This is a genomic window from Siphonobacter aquaeclarae, from assembly GCF_900103285.1.
Lineage (GTDB): Bacteria > Bacteroidota > Bacteroidia > Cytophagales > Spirosomataceae > Siphonobacter > Siphonobacter aquaeclarae.
This window is the reverse complement of record NZ_FNGS01000005.1, coordinates 453134-468371: the sequence shown is the minus strand read 5'-3', so window position 1 is coordinate 468371 and position 15238 is coordinate 453134. Positions and strand designations below refer to the sequence as shown.

Sequence of the window (15238 nt, the reverse complement as noted above, 5' to 3'; positions counted from 1 at the left end):
CCTTTGGAGATTTCCAAAGGCCTTTCTTTTTAGAATGGGTCCCAGTGAATTCCCTCCCGGATTTTTCGGGCGGTACCAGAGCCATAGACGGCATTCTCTCCGTCGAGCGGCCGCGAAACAATCGTTCCGGCTGCAATGACCGAGCCCGGCGGGATCACAGAACCTTTGAGTATCGTGCACCTGCATCCGATCCAGGTTTTGTCGCCGACGGTCACGTCAGCAGGTTCGTTGATGATCCGGTGAGCGGCGTCGCGGATCGGGTGCATATCGGTATCGAGAATGAGATTTTCCCAGGACAGAAGGCAGTCGTCGCCGAATGTCACTTTCTTATGGCAAACTATTGCGGACTCTGCGCTGATCGCGAAGTTGGCTCCGAATGTAACGACGCCGTCTGGTCCTACAGACAACCGGGTGCCATGCCCCAGCGCCGCAGCACCTTTGAAAACAACGGTACCCCCTACCTGCCAGATACTCCTCGAATAGCGGGCGTCGAAAATACCAATGTCACCATACCCGATTTGCACCTTGCCAAAGAAGAGATCCCCTTCCAGGCGGACCTGTCCGCCGAGGTCTTTCAAAAGGACATGGCGGGACACAAGCACGGGGAACCGGATGGCCTGCCGGAATGGAAAATACCGGAAGTTGAACCGGAGCGTGGAATAGTTGAGTCGGGTTAGATGATGGAAGAAGCGGCGCATATAATCAAAAAACAGGATATTTTTTACATATCCTGTTTTTTGCGAATTGGTTATCGTTATGCCCGCTTTTCCAGCCACATGACGTTTTCGACGTGGTGCGTATGCGGAAACATATCGACGGGTTGCACTGCTTTTACGTCGTAAAGTGCAGCCAGAGCGGCTACATCACGCGCCTGCGTAGCCGGATTACAGCTGACATAAACAATCCGCTGCGGCGCGGCGCCGAGAATAGCTTCGACCACATCCGGGTCCATACCCGCCCGCGGAGGGTCAGTAATGATGACATCCGGCTTGCCGTGTATTTCAAAAAAAGACGCCGTCAGGAGCTTTTTCATGTCTCCCGCAAAGAACGACGTATTCTCAACGCCGTTGATTTCCGAGTTTACACGCGCATCCGCTACCGAAGCCTCGACATATTCGATTCCGACGACCCTAGCGGCCTGATGGGCCACGAAGTTGGCAATTGTGCCGGTGCCGGTGTAAAGATCGTATACGAGCTCGGTGCCGGTCAGTTGCGCATATTCCCGGGCCAGTTGGTAGAGAACATAGGCCTGATCGGAGTTGGTCTGGTAAAACGACTTCGGGCCTACCCGGAACGTCAGGTTTTCCATCCGTTCTTCGATAAACGGTGTGCCGCCAACGTGGATAATTTCCTGATCCTGAAAGGTATCGTTCAGTTTGGTATTGACGACGTAATGGAGGGACGTAATCGCCGGGAAATTCTCCTGCAGGTAGTCCATCAACGCCTGAATCTCCTCCGGCTGCGATTCCCCGAATTGCACAATGACCATTACCTGGCCGGTGGAGGATGTCCGGATAACCACGTTCCGGAGGAAACCGCCATGTTGAATGAAATCGTAAAACGACCACCCGCGCGATTCTCCGAACTGCTTGACGGCGAGGCGGATAGCATTCGACGGCTCCGGCTGCAGGTGGCAGTGCTGAATATCCAGGATGCGGTCAAAGCGCTTTGGTACGTGGAAACCGGCTGCGCGTCGATTGAGCGTATCTCCGGAAGCTATTTCCTGGTCGGTGTACCAGCGGTTGGCCGAGTACGTAAATTCCAGCTTATTCCGGTATTCGTACTGTCTGGAGGAACCGATAATCGGACGTATACCCGGGTGGGAAACTTTCCCGATCCGTTCCAACGAATCAGTTACCTGACGGGTCTTGAAATCGAGCTGGGTTTCATATTGAACGTGCTGCCATTTACAGCCGCCGCACGTGCCAAAATGCTGGCAGGCAGGCGTCTGCCGCAACGGCGAAAACGAGTGAACCGCAACGGCTCTTCCTTCCTTGAAATTGGACTTGGTCTTGAATATGCGAACATCGACTACATCACCGGGAGCCACTTCGCCTTCAATAAAAACGACCTGTCCCTCGTGGCGGGCGAGGCATTTTCCTTCGGCAGCAAAATCTTCCACCCGCAGATTTTCGAGTATGACGGGAGGTTTCTGTTGTTTCTTTCTCATGATTTGGCCGCAAAATTAGACAATTTCCGGGCGCTCCCGACTATTTCGGCCGGAGTGCCTTGATGTTTTCCCCGGGAAACTGGAACTTGAGAATGGATTTGCCGGCAGGTCCGGCCCTGCTTATGAAAAAACTCTACCTGTTTACGATACTTTGTTTGTTGCCCTTTCTGACCCGCGGAACCCACATTGTGGGAGGGGAGATTCAGATGGAGGAGCTGAAAAATGCCACGAACGGAGCCACCCACCGCATTACCCTGAACCTGTATTTTGACGACATCAACGGTAACGTCGGTGCAGACGATCCGACGGTCGTCATTTCCATTTTCCGGAAGCGGGACAACGCCCGGATGGGGGACCTGGAAATGCCCCGCATTTTTGACCAGATCATTCCGTACTCAAATCCCCTCTGTGCCAGCGCCGGGGCGTCGCTGCGTACGCGCCTGATCCGGTACAGTTCCGATGTTATTTTTCGCCACCAGGCGTTTGACGACGCGCAGGGTTATTACATCGTCTGGGAGCGCTGCTGCCGGAACAATGTAATCAGCAATATTGTCCGGCCACAGGATGCCGGAACGGTGTTTTACCTCGAAATCCCTCCGTTGTTTCAGAACAACCGGATTTTCAATAATTCATCGCCTCAGTTTACCGTCGTCAAAGGCGACTACATCTGCCTGAACCGGCCGTTTACCTTTGATTTCAGTGCGACGGATCCGGACGGAGACAGCCTCCGGTACTCCCTTGTGACGCCCCTGAACGGTTTCAGTACACCGGGTACGCCCCGGCCGCTTGCGTCGCCGAGTTCCAGCTATCCGGCTGTTACCTGGGGTGGCGGATATTCGGCTGCACTGGCTATTCCCGGTAATCCGCCGCTGGCGATCGACCCGCGATCGGGAAAGCTCTCCGTGACAGCGTCTCAGTTAGGGCTTTATGTTTTTTCGGTTATGATCGAGGAGTTCCGCAGCGGAAAGCGGATCGGTGTTGTCCGTCGTGACTTTCAGTTAAAAGTTATTGATTGCCCCGCCGGAAACCCGCCGGTGGTCATGGCGCGGGAAGACGGCAAAACGCAGTACTACCGGCAGGGGGAAATCATCCGCATGAAAGCGGGAGAGAAGCGCTGCCTGAACCTGTATTTCACTGACAAAGATCCCCGCTCGCGGCTTTCGCTGAAGGTTCGCGCACTGATTCCCAATCCGTTGACGTTTACGCTGGCGCCTTCGGAGGTCGTCATCAACACAGGCAAAGATACTGCCTCCGCGCAGATATGCCTGGGTGAATGCGCAGAGAGTGCCGACGGCCGACCTGTTCAGTTTCAGGTGATTGCGAGCGACGAAAGCTGTCCGCTGCCGCAACAGGATACGCTGACGGTCAGCGTACTAGTCGAACCGCGACCTAATCAGAAGCCAACGGTATCGACGACGCTTCCCGGAAACCAGACAACTGTCCCCTTTGGCACGCCGGTTGCTTTCCGGGTGGACGGCCTGGACCTCGATCCCGACAGCATCCGGCTGGAGGCTCGGGGACGGGGCTTTTCTCTCGCCAGCGTCGGAATGACCTTTCCGGGAGGAAAAGGCTATGGAAAGGCACAATCTCCCTTTACCTGGAACCCGCCCTGCGCCGCTGTGCGGGATCAACCCTATATTGTTGATTTCTATGTTATTGATCTGAGATGTGGCCGTAATCTGACGGATTCTGTCAGTGTATCGTTGAAGGCTACCGGTCGACCGAGTCAGCCTCCTTCCGTATCCACGACATTGCCTGGAAATAAAGCTACCGTTGTATTGGAAGGAACCACCGGCGAACCGATTCGCTTTGACGTAGCCGGGGTTGACCCGGACAGCGATCCGCTTACGGTGAAAAGCGCCGGGCGTGGGTTTTCGCTGGGCTCAGCCGGGATGCAATGGTCGGATTTGTCAGGTACGGGTCGTGTTTCCGGACCGTTTGAGTGGATACCCTCATGCGATCTGCTGGAAGGGCTTCCGGAAAAAACCTTTACTGTTGATTTTGTTACGGAAGACAATTCTTGTAACCCGAACCGCTTTGATACCGTTTCGGTGGAGCTGACGATACGGGACCGGGTAACGGACTATGCCTTCCTTCCTCCGAACGTCATTACGCCAAATAATGACGGAAAAAACGATTTCTTCTACGTGGACGATCTCCCAAAGGATAACTGCATACAGCAATTTGAGTATGTCGAAATCTTCAACCGCTGGGGCAAGCAGGTATACAGGGATACCAAGCGGACGTTCAGGTGGGGAGGAGAGAACCTGTCGACAGGTCAGTATTACTACGTCATCCGCTATACGAAACAGCAATTTAAAGGCGTGGTGAGTATACTGAGGTAGCTGTTCTTCCGCGAAAAAGCCGCATTTTTACGCCTTTTGCGAAAGAGCATATTCATGAAAGATAAAGTTGTTTTGATCACCGGCGGCTCGTCCGGTATTGGCCGGGCTCTGGCACTGGAGTTCGGCAGAAAAGGCAGTAAGATTGTAATTACGGGTCGTGATGCGGGCAAACTCGCGGAAGTCGGTGCCGAATTAACCCGGGAAGGTATTGATTACCTGGCTGTTACGGCTGATGTTAGCGCGCAGGCAGACAACGAATTAGTCGTCTCCCGAACGCTTGCAAAATATGGCCGGCTGGACGTACTCATCAATAATGCCGGTATCTCCATGCGGGCAATGTTTGAAGACCTCGATCCGGAAGTAATCCGGCAGGTCATGGACATTAATTTTTTCGGAGCCGTTTATGCGACGAAAGCCGCCTTGCCTCATTTGCTGGAATCGAAGGGAAGTATCGTCGGGATTTCGTCGATTGCCGGTTACCGCGGGCTTCCGGTGCGGTGCGGGTACTCGGCGTCCAAATTCGCGCTGAATGGATTTCTGGAGGCGTTACGGACGGAATTACTGTATTCAGGCGTCCATGTGCTGACGGCGGCCCCGGGGTTCACCGCTTCGAATATCCGGTTTGCGTCTCTCGGTAAAGACGGCTCGCAAACAGGCGAAACCATGCGTGACGAGGACAGGATGATGTCGGCGGAAGAAGTTGCTACACATCTCTACAAGGCCGTTGTGAATCGCAAGCGGGAACTCGTTCTCACCACACAGGGAAAACTGACGGTCTTCCTGAACAAGCTGTTCCCCGGGTTTATGGACAAAATGGTGTATAACGAACTGGCGAAAGAAGCCAATTCACCGCTCCGCAAGCGGTCTTGAGCGGAGGAGACGTCACCGGACCACCCATACGTCGGCTGCCTTGACATACGCCAGCCGGTTGTCCCATAATACCTGGTACCAGATATCGGATTTCCCAAGTACTTTAAGGCGATGCCCTTCGGTGACTACTTCGGTAGGCAAAGCGCCGCCGGAGGGGTCCTGTCGCAGGATGGTATCGGGGTTGCGGATGATCACCTGCCGGTAGCGACCCGGCAGGTTGACGAGGAGCGCTACTCCCAGCCAATAGAAAAAGAAGATAGCCTTGTGTCGAAAAGGTATGTACTGCTTCTTCACCAGTTTCGACAACAATACGATAAAGACATAAGTACCGAGTACCAGTAAAACGCCAATCAGGTAGCCGGAATATTGCTTGAAAAGTAGTACGAGCAGGTTAAAATCATCCAGTTCGTAGCCTTTCCAGCTTTGGGTACGGGCGATTTCGTTCATGCGCTGAAGAACGCGCTCGTCCGGGACCTGTTCGTAGTAAAGGTTCAGGTAGTACTGTTCCTTCAGCCAGTCTTTTCGTTGTTCATGGAGAAAGGCCAGCTTGAGGTAAACTGTCGGCGCGATACGCGGCGTCTTCGCGAGGACATCTTCATATGCTGTAGTTGCTTTCCAGAAGCTGTGGGAACGGAAAAGGGAATCGGCTTCAGCAAGACGTACATTCTGAGCGTCAGCGGATTGAACGAAAATCGACAGGAAAAAGAAAAAAAATGTAACTTTTTTGAGGCTTGCCACTTGCTTTCGGCTCTAAATAACCCTACTTTTGCACTCGCAAAAACAGAAAGACAATCTGTCAAGCAAAGGTAACGATTCTGTAGCTCAGCTGGTAGAGCAATACACTTTTAATGTATGGGTCCTGGGTTCGAATCCCAGCGGAATCACAAGTAGTTAAAGGAAAGCGCCTCAAAAGGGCGCTTTTTGTTTTTATAGGCCTGATTTTCAGGTACTCACGGTTCCTATAATGCCAGTATTTGCCACTGGACGCACGAGCTGCTCCATGTCGACCAATACCGTAGATGGGGCATAGAGGATTTTGCCCGGAAATTCCTCAATAATTACCCGGTGGAAAAAGAAGCCAACCAGCAAGGCTCAGCCGTTGCGGGTTACAATTGCCGGAATGGCGAAGGAATTATGGGATTTGCCGGAGGGAGCAGCAACGGTCAGCAATCCTGGCCAGTGCTGTATAACAGTCAGACTTCTGAAACATATATTGCCCAGTGTATCTTCTATGATAATCCCTATCCCAATTATTATTTCGTGACTAATACCAGCCGGATTATTACGGTCGATTACCTCAATAACGCGCAGCTGAATATCGGCTATGCTGCCGCCCCTCTGAACCCGGTTGCCGCCTGGGACATAGCGGCGCCGAATTTCCGGTATGGACGTCACCGCCGACAGCAGAATCTGGTGCTCTTTTCTCGCGGTCAATCAATTCGGTCAGCAGATGTTGGATGGCTTCGGCCGGCCCATGTTCCGGGACCATGTAATCGGGTATGTCCAGCGGCTTTAAGGCGTCGCAATTTTTATGCGTTGATCGCAGCCTGATCGTTCCTGCCTGGAGGGGCTCCGGCAGGTTCCGGCCGGGCGCAGCAGCCTCGTAATCCAGGTCCAGCAGGGATCGATAAGCAGGTCTTCCTTTCATCCGGAAAAGCGTGTTTACAGGTACTAAAAGCTTACCTGTAATGGCCCGATTTCGGGCCTGAAATAGCGGCCTTTATTGGAGCGAAAGAAAAGATCGGTTTCAGCCAAAACCGGGAGGATGGCGTGTTTTGCCACCATCGGCAAGACATAACAATGTCACACGGACATTGTGGTGGAAGGCCCTGTTGCTCTGAAGTCGCGGCCTGTTTGCGGTAGTGTAAGACTATTATGGAGCAAATGCGAAAGGCAGCGGATACACTTTCGGTCCGTTGCCGATGTGGCAAGAAAAGGTTACCGCTGGGTACAGAAAAGCCAGGGAATGGACAGATAATTTTGAAGCAATCCCCAAACCAAAGTGATTGCTTGCTTCTTTAGAATCGATAGGTCAGTGTAGGCGTAAGAGTGATGGCTTCCAGTGTTTCGACTGTAATCAGATAGTAGGCCTTTACTTGCAGTCCGAGATCAAAATGCGTATCGATTTTTCGTTGGTATTCTACTCCTGCAGCCAGGCCGAGCTCTTCCAGATTGCTGTTTTTGAAGTTCCTTTCTTCGACCCTGATCTCGTTTAAGTAGTTGCTGATTTCGATTTCCTGTTGGTTCATCTGGGCATAGATGCCGCCTAACTGAAATTTAAAGGTATCGTTAACTCGTTTTAAAGATCGCTGGTAGTAAAGTTGGTAGAAGTTATTAATATGCCGGTTGCTGAAATCAATTACACTTACTTGGACCCCTGAAATAGTACCGCTATAACTCCGCTCCCGTTTATTTATGCTCCTGGAGTAAGCAATGCCAAGTTCACTGTTCTTGCCTATCCGGACCGCAAGATCGGCTCCTGATATGGTACCCAGGAAATCTTTTTTGTAGAGGAAAGTCTTGTTGGGTGTGCCGGATAATTCATCGTATTGTTTTACGAAGAAATTTCCATTGAGCCCATAGTTCACCTTAACTGACAAGATGTCTTTGCTTTGGGAGAAGGTGGAGGCAAATGGAACAATTGCGAGTAGAAGGAGCAGGATTCGTTTCATAGGGCCGGATGTTAAACAGAAGAAATAGCTGAGCATTTTCAGCTCAGCCATTTCCGGAAAATTAATAGAAGGTTCGGTCATTTAAAGTAAAAGACACATCGCCATTTTTACTCCGTACCGGCCATCCGTCCTTCATCTCACCCTCCAGATCGATCCGGTTCAGGGAGAAAAAAGTGTCCCTGTTCAGATTGTTTTGAAGGATAATGTAGTCATCGGATTTGTAGTTTATCTTGAACCCAATAGGACCGATCTGCACACTGCCCAGGCTATCTATCTTTAGCGTTGTGGAAACCTGTCCCGAAAATTCGGAAGTGTTCCGGTTATCTTCTTCATAGATCGCGATGTTCTCTTGTTTGTTGGCATCTTCCCAATCGCCGTCCCATTCGGCAGCGTACGCTACCCAATTTTCATTGCGTATGTTGCGGCGGCTGATGGTTTGACTGCCTACCAGGAACATATCGGCAGTTACCTGCCCATCATTCATTTTTAAGTAACCGTCAGCCCGGGTAAAACGAATCTCCGAACCACCGCCATTACCTGTAAAGCTAATGAGCTTGTCGAATTGCCGCTTACATTTTACGTCACCGACATATACTTGCTTTACCTCGCGGGTAATTCCGGGAAGATCTACAGGAGTGCCTGGTACAAAGGCAGACATGGTCGACGGAGGCAGATCATAGGGTTCGATTCCATTTACGCCAATGATTTGAGTGGGGTTGTTGGCACAGTAGTTGTCATCTACCAACACTTCGTCGTAACGGATAAAGTTGCCGTTTTCATCACGTACCGGACGGTAGCCGGTACCCTGGTCTGCATCAGCGGTAGCCGTTACAACGGAAGCAACCTGTTCGGTGATTTCATAAAAGAAATCCATGTTCTTCGGCTTTTCCTCCAGCTGCGAATAAGGGCAATAAATGGAAACCTGTGGTACTTGCGACGACTCACTGCCCGTTCGTCCGGAACGCTTTGGTGAGGTTACTGCCGCAGGTTCATTGAGCGAATTCAGGAAGTTGAGATAAGCGCTGTCACTCATCAAACGGGCAACTTTCCAGAAGTTATCCGTAAAATAGGATAGCTCCAGGTTGTTGCGGCTCATCAACTCTTTGAACCGCTTGCTATTGTTGAGCCGGCTGTTCTGCGGATGGATCAGGTCTTTTAGCAAGATGGACTCGTCTGTATAAACCTGTGTGGCAACGGAGGCATTGACAACGGTAAGGTTCTTGGTGTCAATGTAGAGTTTTTTGAGCACCTCCGTCGTCTTTTGAAGGTTAACGACCAGTTCTTTTTCCTTCGCCGTAGTGGGCAGGTAATCTTCCCGGCCGCTTGCCATCTGGACCTTATCGGCTGGTTCGGTTTGCATTTCTATTTTCTCACAACCGGCGAGGAAATAGAGACCCACGGCAAGGGCAAGGTACCTCGCGACCGGGTGGGTGATGGGGTTGGATTGGAACCAAGTACAGCATCATTGGTTGGATTGAGATTGTACATCTTGATAGTTTTTGATTGGGTTGATATGTTCATCCTGGCGGACGCTGGCCTAATATCAATCGGGAAGTCGAAATGTAACCTACTGCCTTCAAAAGATACAAGATAGAGCGGCTTTGCCGCGATATATTCCTCAAAATATCCTATTTATATTTTGAGGGTATTTTATCCCATAGTTTACCAGTATTCTTGTAATAAGATATCCACTGAGCCAGGTGACTTTTATTTCCGCTCTACATAATCCTCACGGTGTCCAGACCGGCCTATAGTTGTTAATTCAATAGACTGGGTCCAAAGGAACGGGGAAAAACACAGGGAGAAGAGTTTTTTCTCTGCATTTTAGCCGGGGCTAGATGTCCGGCGACTCGTATATGAAGTGGTCTATGCTGTGATGAAGTACATTGCGATGCGGCAGATATAGGATCCCCTCAAATTGCAGGAGGGGGTTGCGCGCAAAAAAGGATACCTCAAAACTCTGCAAAACATATGTTTCGGATCGTTTGCCGGGATACGGTGAATAACTCGATTATCTTTTCTGCAAGCTCATCGTCCAAATCCTGACGGACTATCCCCATGCAAAACTCCAGCCTTGCACGATCATATGGAAAATGTTATGTATAGGTTTGAAGCTCATATTGCCGTTTTTTGTTTATCGCCTTATCCAAGCTTTCTTTATTCATTTGACTTCAATGCTCGACGTACTCTCAAGTACTGAAAAAAGAAACGCTTTCCGCGTTGACGAACCGATTTTCCCTGCGTCCGATACAGTAAGGAGTCCGGTAAACAGCCCTCAATGCTGCTAAAAAGGCCTTTCATCGCGACAATCTCTCCGGACAGGCGGAACCTCAGGTTCCGCCTGTCCGGAAACCCGGCTATTGTTTGACCGCCCTCAGAGATAAAGGATGCGCCAGACTTGCATTCCGGACCTGGATCAGGTAAGTGCCGGGAGACAGACCGGAAGCAGGGATTCGGACTCGGTTTGTACCATTAATCAGGTCAACCTGTTGCCGGGTCTGTAAGCGGCCCTGCAGGTCCCTGAGTTCCACCGTTGCAGCGGCAGCAGCCAGCGACGGATCGCCATACTCAATCAGCAACTCAATTTCTGTCTTGTTAGACGGGTGTCCGGAAAGGGACAGGTGGATGCCGACATAGCCTTCCAGCTGCACGGCCGCCACCCTGCTAAAACTGTAAGTCCCGTCGGCATCCACCTGTTTCAGCCGGTAATAGTGCCGCGTATTGGTTGTTGTGGGTTTGTGTGTAAACCGATAGCTCCGCTTTTGTGGCGTAGTACCTGCTCCGTTTACGGTACCAACGGTTTCGAAGGTATACGCGTCTGTAGAATGCTGTATGTCAAACAGGGCATTAGCCTGCTCGGATTGCGTTTCCCAAGCCAGGATTACGTCTTTGCCGGTGGCAGTGCCCGAAACAGACGGGGCTGCCTGCCGAGTACTTCCCAGACCCCGAAGGGGTCAAACGCTAATATCCCCGGGCGCTTAGCCCGGGGTATTTTCCCGGCCTTGGATCCCTGGGCCATGCCCCGGGTTACCGGCGTTCGACCCCTTCGGGGTCTGCATGTCTCCGCGCAAAAAAAAATACAGCAGGTTGCGAGAGTGTCGCATATTTGCTACTCCTTTTTTTCGCCGCACAGCGCCAGCTTTTCAGTCTGTTTCAATACCGCCGGAACAAACTGATGAAGCGACTATCCGATTATGGAAGCTGCCCTGCGGCAGTTGCTGGCGCGTCTTTTGCCGGGACGGAGTGCGTTGCGGTCTTCTCACTGGAGGAGGCAACCAATGCCCTTCAGGCGCAGCATTTTGACCTGATACTCCTGGATATCGCTGTAGCCGGATGTGATCCTATCGGGATCATCCACATATTCAGGGCGTTGCAGCCCCGTATACCGGTACTGGTTTTTACACGGCTCGACGAAAACGTATATGCGCTGCCGTTTATCAGGTTGGGCGACAGCGGTTTTCTCGCCAGGAACGCGCCGACGGAGGAGATTACCCATGCGCTGACGCTCGCGCTTTCGCACCGGCGTGTTTACCTTGGCGAATTCCTGATAAAATGCGCGGCCTGGTTAGCCTCAGGAGAATAAAACAGCCGATACCGGTTCATGAAATGACACATCACGAATAAAGCCGGACCAACAGCCCGGCTTTATTCATTGGCTATCCTAAAACTCAATCGTCGCCTCATTAATCACCGGCTTCTTTCCGCCTTGTCCGGTTTGAATCAGCTTCACATTGGTCATCGTTATTTTTTTGTTCTTTACGGCTACGGAATAGGTCCCGTCCGGATCGAATGTAAGTCCGTCTACGCCGACTTCGACTTCGTCTTTGATGCTGCTTAATCCGAAATCCCGTACGTTGAATGTGCCGCCCCTTTCGGCTTCTTCCTTGCTGCCGAAGTGCACCTGGAGGAGCTTGTACGGTTCGTCCTGCTGGCAGGATACGGAATAGATGCCGCCGATCGTTACGATACTTGTTTTACCCTTGTAACTCACGCCGTCAATTTTGAATGTTCCCGTTTTTTCCGGCCCGGTACCTCCCGATCCGTCGTCGTCTTTTTTGGCGCAGGAAGATGATAGCGCAAGCAGCAGAAGCAACGCAGAAGCCGGCCTGCATACAAGCGCAGGTTTGAAGGGTGAAACGAAACGGCGGAGAGATAACAGGCTGTTTGTCAGAATAGTAGAAGTCATTTGGGTGATGATTTTGCTGGGCGTTTCCTGTGCCCTGCGTGAAAAAAAGGAAGGTTGAAGCCGGATATAGGAAGCAGACAGATCAGGAAATGAAGGCCTCTGCCAACCGCCGGGGATTGGATGCAAACCTAGCCGTTGAACCGGCATGGGGGTATCATAGAAGTATATGAGCCAACGGCCGTTTCGGACGATTACTTGTCAGCCGGTATCGCCGGTATTTCGGTTTCCTTTCCGTGAAATAAGGCGTCGTCCGGAGCCGGGCACGCCGGTTGATTGGGCAGGGTATTCGGAACAAAGCAGGAAGTGCTAACGGATAAGCGTTTTTGAATGATCCTGCTTATCTTGACCGGCGTATCACGCTACTCCTTTAACCTGAGATATGAAACGTTTTTTACTGCTGAGTTTCATGATTGTCCGGACGCTTGATCTCGGCGCTCAGGTTCCCGCCAGCCGGGATTCCCTCGAAGCCTTCCTCCGTACACATCCCAGAGACACCCTGTACGTGCAGGGGATGGTGAATTACGTCTGGATGTTGCTGGAGCAGGAGGAGAATACCCGGCAAGGGGATTCGATTGCCGTGCAACTGGGGCTTCTGGCCAACCGGTTGAATTACCCGCTGGGAAAATTTTTGAGTGTTAACCTGCGGGGAGCTGTGGCGTATCACAAGGACGAACACCGCAAAGCGCTGAATTTTTTCGAGGAAAGCCGCCGTATCTGCCTGCAATACAACCTGCCGAAGCAGCGATTGCAGGTAACGCTCAACAATATCAGCATCATGTACAAAGACCTCGGGGAGTCGGAGAAGTCTATGCAGTATGCGCTTCAGTCGATTGCCGTTTTTGAGAAATACAAACTCCCGAAACTATCCGGAGAGCCTTACAACGTAGTGGGGTATTATCTCAAAACGACCGGCCAGTACAGGAAAGCGCTGGGATATTACGAAAAGAGCTTGTCTTATAACCGCAAAGACGGAGATCCGTCCCAGATAGCCATCACTGAAAACGGAATGGGCAATGTGTACGACGATATGGGACTGCTGCCAGAAGCGCTCAACCACTACCAGGCTGCCCTGAAAGCCGCGCGAAAAGCCAACTATCCACTGCTGGAGAATGACTGCCTCGTCAGTATCGGCCGGATGTACGAAAAAATGGGGAAGTACCGGGAGGCATTGGATGCTTTTCTGTTGTCTGAAAAAACCTGCCTCGAGTTGGGAAGCCAGGAAGCCCTGAACACAACGCTGACCAATCTGGTCAATGCGTATCAGGACCTCAAACTTTATCGAAAGGCCGAGGATGTGCTGGACCGTAAGATGAAGCTGTCTGTCAGGCTCAAAGAAGCCGAGGACATTCAGATTACTCATCAAGGCTATGCGCAGCTATATTCGGAAATGGGCCGGTTCCGAGAGGCCTTTGTTCACCAGAGCAGATGGGTGGAAATGAAGGACTCACTGCTGAACATCGAACGGGAAGTGAAACTTCAGGAACTCACTACCCGCTATGAAACGGAGAAAAAAGAACAGCAGATCCGCCTTCTTCAGCAGGACAACAAATTGAAAAAGGAAGAAGCCGACCAGCAGCGCCTCGTCAAGCAGGGCTATCTGGGCGGCGGGCTGCTGCTGCTGCTGGCCGGCGGTCTCGGCGCAGGATGGATGCTGAACCGGCAGAAAGTCCGTCGCCTGGAAGAAAGCGAACGCATGCGTAACAAAATAGCTGCTGACCTGCACGACGAAATCGGCGGAACGCTTTCCAGTATTTCCCTCCTCAGCTCGCTCATGGAGCAGCAGATCCGGGAGAAGAAAACGGAAATGGCCGCGCCGATGATCCGGAAGATCGAAACCGATGCCCGGCAGATTCTCGAATCGATGGATGACATCGTCTGGACCGTCAACCCGGGCAACGACTCCCTCGCGCGGGTGGTTGCCCGCCTGCGCGAATACGCCCGTCCGCTCATGGACGCCCGGTCCATCCGCCTGACGATCGACGCCGCGCCGGATCTGGACGGCGCCGGTCTCGGCATGGAAGTCCGGCGCAGTGTCTACCTCATTGTCAAGGAAGCCCTGAACAACGCCGCCAAGTACTCCGGCGCGACGGAAGTATCGGTGCAGTTTCTGCGGGAAAAAAGACTGACGGTGATGATTGCCGACAACGGTAAAGGCTTTGATTCAGCGCAGGTAACGTCCCGGAACGGCCTCCGCAACATGCGCACCAGGGCCACGGAAATCGGCGGAAACCTGGACATAGATTCCGCAAACGGTACCCGGATTACCCTGACGGTCTGACTCATATACTTCTATGATAGCCCCGTACAGGCGGACCGGCTACTTTTGTATCAAATCCTCAGGCGTATGATACGGACTGCTATTTTCGAAGACAACGACTCGTTCCGGGGAACGCTTACCTGGCTGCTGGCCGCGCATGGCGATATGTCTGTAACAGGAACGTATCCGGACGCCCGGCAGGCTGTGGAGCGTGTATTGTCAGACTCACCGGATGTGGTGCTGATGGATATTCAGATGCCTGGCGTATCCGGAATCGAAGCGGTCCGGAAGATCCGCGAAGCCTGTCCGGACGTGCGGATTCTGATGCTGACGTCGTACGAAGATACCGACAAGATATTCGACGCCATCGCTGCCGGCGCGGTTGGGTACATCCTCAAAAAAACACCCGGCGAGAAAATCGTCGAAGCCATCCGGGAGGTCCATGCCGGCGGCGCAGCGATGACGCCTTCAGTCGCGCTGAAGGTCATGGCCTCTTTCCAGCAGGCAAAGCCCAGGCAGAATCCGTACCTGCTGACGGAAAAGGAACAGGAAGTACTGGCCCGGCTGGTAGCAGGCGATAGCTACAAACTCATCGCTGCCAACCTCGACATCAGCCTGGGAACGGTCCATACGCATATTCTGCACATTTACCAGAAACTGCACGTCAACTCGAAAGGGGAGGCCATTACCAAAGCCCTGCGCAACGGGCTGGTCTGATACCGCTCAACCTTCAACTAC

Annotated in this window: 13 protein-coding genes and 1 tRNA gene; 7 read left to right on the top strand and 7 right to left on the bottom strand. The window is 52.1% G+C overall.

Annotated features, from left to right (window positions below; all coding sequences use genetic code 11):
- Window positions 1-29: 29 nt before the first annotated feature.
- Together BLR09_RS15145 and rlmD are read right to left on the bottom strand one after the other, a co-directional pair.
- A complete protein-coding gene (locus tag BLR09_RS15145) occupies window positions 30-698 on the bottom strand; it encodes an acyltransferase (protein ID WP_143011111.1) in 669 nt (222 codons plus the stop codon).
- Between the two features lie 56 nt (window positions 699-754).
- Window positions 755-2170, bottom strand: coding sequence for a 23S rRNA (uracil(1939)-C(5))-methyltransferase RlmD (gene rlmD / locus BLR09_RS15140; protein ID WP_093203874.1), 1416 nt, complete (start codon window positions 2168-2170; stop codon window positions 755-757).
- 122 nt (window positions 2171-2292) lie between these two features.
- On the opposite strand from rlmD, the gene BLR09_RS15135 reads away from it, so the two are divergent.
- Together BLR09_RS15135 and BLR09_RS15130 are read left to right on the top strand one after the other, a co-directional pair.
- Window positions 2293-4515, top strand: a complete 2223-nt coding sequence (locus BLR09_RS15135; protein WP_176785564.1) for a T9SS type B sorting domain-containing protein — start codon at window positions 2293-2295, stop codon at window positions 4513-4515.
- Window positions 4516-4569: 54 nt separating this feature from the next.
- Window positions 4570-5385 carry an SDR family oxidoreductase gene (locus BLR09_RS15130; protein ID WP_093203869.1) on the top strand — a complete coding sequence of 272 codons (816 nt, stop codon included), beginning with the start codon at window positions 4570-4572 and terminating at the stop codon, window positions 5383-5385.
- A 12-nt stretch (window positions 5386-5397) separates the two neighbouring features.
- On the opposite strand, the gene BLR09_RS15125 is transcribed toward BLR09_RS15130, so the two are convergent.
- On the bottom strand, window positions 5398-6123 hold the full coding sequence (locus BLR09_RS15125; RefSeq protein WP_093203866.1) for an SH3 domain-containing protein: 726 nt from the start codon (window positions 6121-6123) through the stop codon (window positions 5398-5400).
- A 73-nt stretch (window positions 6124-6196) separates the two neighbouring features.
- Between BLR09_RS15125 and BLR09_RS15120 the strand changes: the two genes are divergently transcribed.
- Together BLR09_RS15120 and BLR09_RS15115 are read left to right on the top strand one after the other, a co-directional pair.
- Window positions 6197-6269, top strand: a tRNA-Lys gene (locus tag BLR09_RS15120).
- Between the two features lie 181 nt (window positions 6270-6450).
- Complete coding sequence (locus BLR09_RS15115) at window positions 6451-6936, top strand: hypothetical protein (RefSeq protein ID WP_093203864.1); 486 nt, start codon at window positions 6451-6453, stop codon at window positions 6934-6936.
- A gap of 467 nt (window positions 6937-7403) precedes the next feature.
- Here BLR09_RS15115 and BLR09_RS15110 read toward each other — a convergent pair whose 3' ends face one another.
- The 3 genes from BLR09_RS15110 to BLR09_RS25715 all read right to left on the bottom strand — a co-directional run bounded on the left by BLR09_RS15110 (window position 7404) and on the right by BLR09_RS25715 (window position 10750).
- The gene (locus tag BLR09_RS15110) at window positions 7404-8108 is read right to left on the bottom strand and encodes a hypothetical protein (RefSeq protein WP_218126662.1); all 705 of its coding nucleotides are present in this window, start codon (window positions 8106-8108) and stop codon (window positions 7404-7406) included.
- 10 nt (window positions 8109-8118) lie between these two features.
- Entirely contained in the window at window positions 8119-9456 is a 1338-nt protein-coding gene (locus tag BLR09_RS15105) for a hypothetical protein (protein ID WP_143011108.1), read from the bottom strand.
- A gap of 958 nt (window positions 9457-10414) precedes the next feature.
- Window positions 10415-10750, bottom strand: a complete 336-nt coding sequence (locus tag BLR09_RS25715; RefSeq protein WP_143011107.1) for a T9SS type A sorting domain-containing protein — start codon at window positions 10748-10750, stop codon at window positions 10415-10417.
- Between the two features lie 482 nt (window positions 10751-11232).
- On the opposite strand from BLR09_RS25715, the gene BLR09_RS15095 reads away from it, so the two are divergent.
- Complete coding sequence (locus BLR09_RS15095; RefSeq protein WP_143011106.1) at window positions 11233-11640, top strand: response regulator; 408 nt, start codon at window positions 11233-11235, stop codon at window positions 11638-11640.
- Window positions 11641-11718: 78 nt separating this feature from the next.
- On the opposite strand, the gene BLR09_RS15090 is transcribed toward BLR09_RS15095, so the two are convergent.
- Entirely contained in the window at window positions 11719-12243 is a 525-nt protein-coding gene (locus BLR09_RS15090; protein WP_143011105.1) for a hypothetical protein, read from the bottom strand.
- A gap of 379 nt (window positions 12244-12622) precedes the next feature.
- On the opposite strand from BLR09_RS15090, the gene BLR09_RS15085 reads away from it, so the two are divergent.
- Both BLR09_RS15085 and BLR09_RS15080 read left to right on the top strand, forming a co-directional pair.
- Window positions 12623-14521: an ATP-binding protein gene (locus tag BLR09_RS15085; RefSeq protein WP_093203850.1), complete on the top strand. Its 1899-nt coding sequence runs from the start codon at window positions 12623-12625 to the stop codon at window positions 14519-14521.
- Between the two features lie 66 nt (window positions 14522-14587).
- Window positions 14588-15217, top strand: coding sequence for a response regulator transcription factor (locus BLR09_RS15080; RefSeq protein ID WP_093203848.1), 630 nt, complete (start codon window positions 14588-14590; stop codon window positions 15215-15217).
- Window positions 15218-15238: the final 21 nt, after the last annotated feature.

Bases quoted from the DNA above. Each gene is read 5' to 3' on its own strand.
- BLR09_RS15145 (WP_143011111.1), bottom strand. From the start codon at position 698: ATGCGCCGCTTCTTCCATCATCTAACCCGACTCAACTATTCCACGCTC.
- rlmD (WP_093203874.1), bottom strand. From the start codon at position 2,170: ATGAGAAAGAAACAACAGAAACCTCCCGTCATACTCGAAAATCTGCGG.
- BLR09_RS15135 (WP_176785564.1), top strand. From the start codon at position 2,293: ATGAAAAAACTCTACCTGTTTACGATACTTTGTTTGTTGCCCTTTCTG.
- BLR09_RS15130 (WP_093203869.1), top strand. From the start codon at position 4,570: ATGAAAGATAAAGTTGTTTTGATCACCGGCGGCTCGTCCGGTATTGGC.
- BLR09_RS15110 (WP_218126662.1), bottom strand. From the start codon at position 8,108: ATGGCTGAGCTGAAAATGCTCAGCTATTTCTTCTGTTTAACATCCGGC.
- BLR09_RS15095 (WP_143011106.1), top strand. From the start codon at position 11,233: ATGAAGCGACTATCCGATTATGGAAGCTGCCCTGCGGCAGTTGCTGGC.
- BLR09_RS15090 (WP_143011105.1), bottom strand. From the start codon at position 12,243: ATGACTTCTACTATTCTGACAAACAGCCTGTTATCTCTCCGCCGTTTC.
- BLR09_RS15085 (WP_093203850.1), top strand. From the start codon at position 12,623: ATGAAACGTTTTTTACTGCTGAGTTTCATGATTGTCCGGACGCTTGAT.
- BLR09_RS15080 (WP_093203848.1), top strand. From the start codon at position 14,588: ATGATACGGACTGCTATTTTCGAAGACAACGACTCGTTCCGGGGAACG.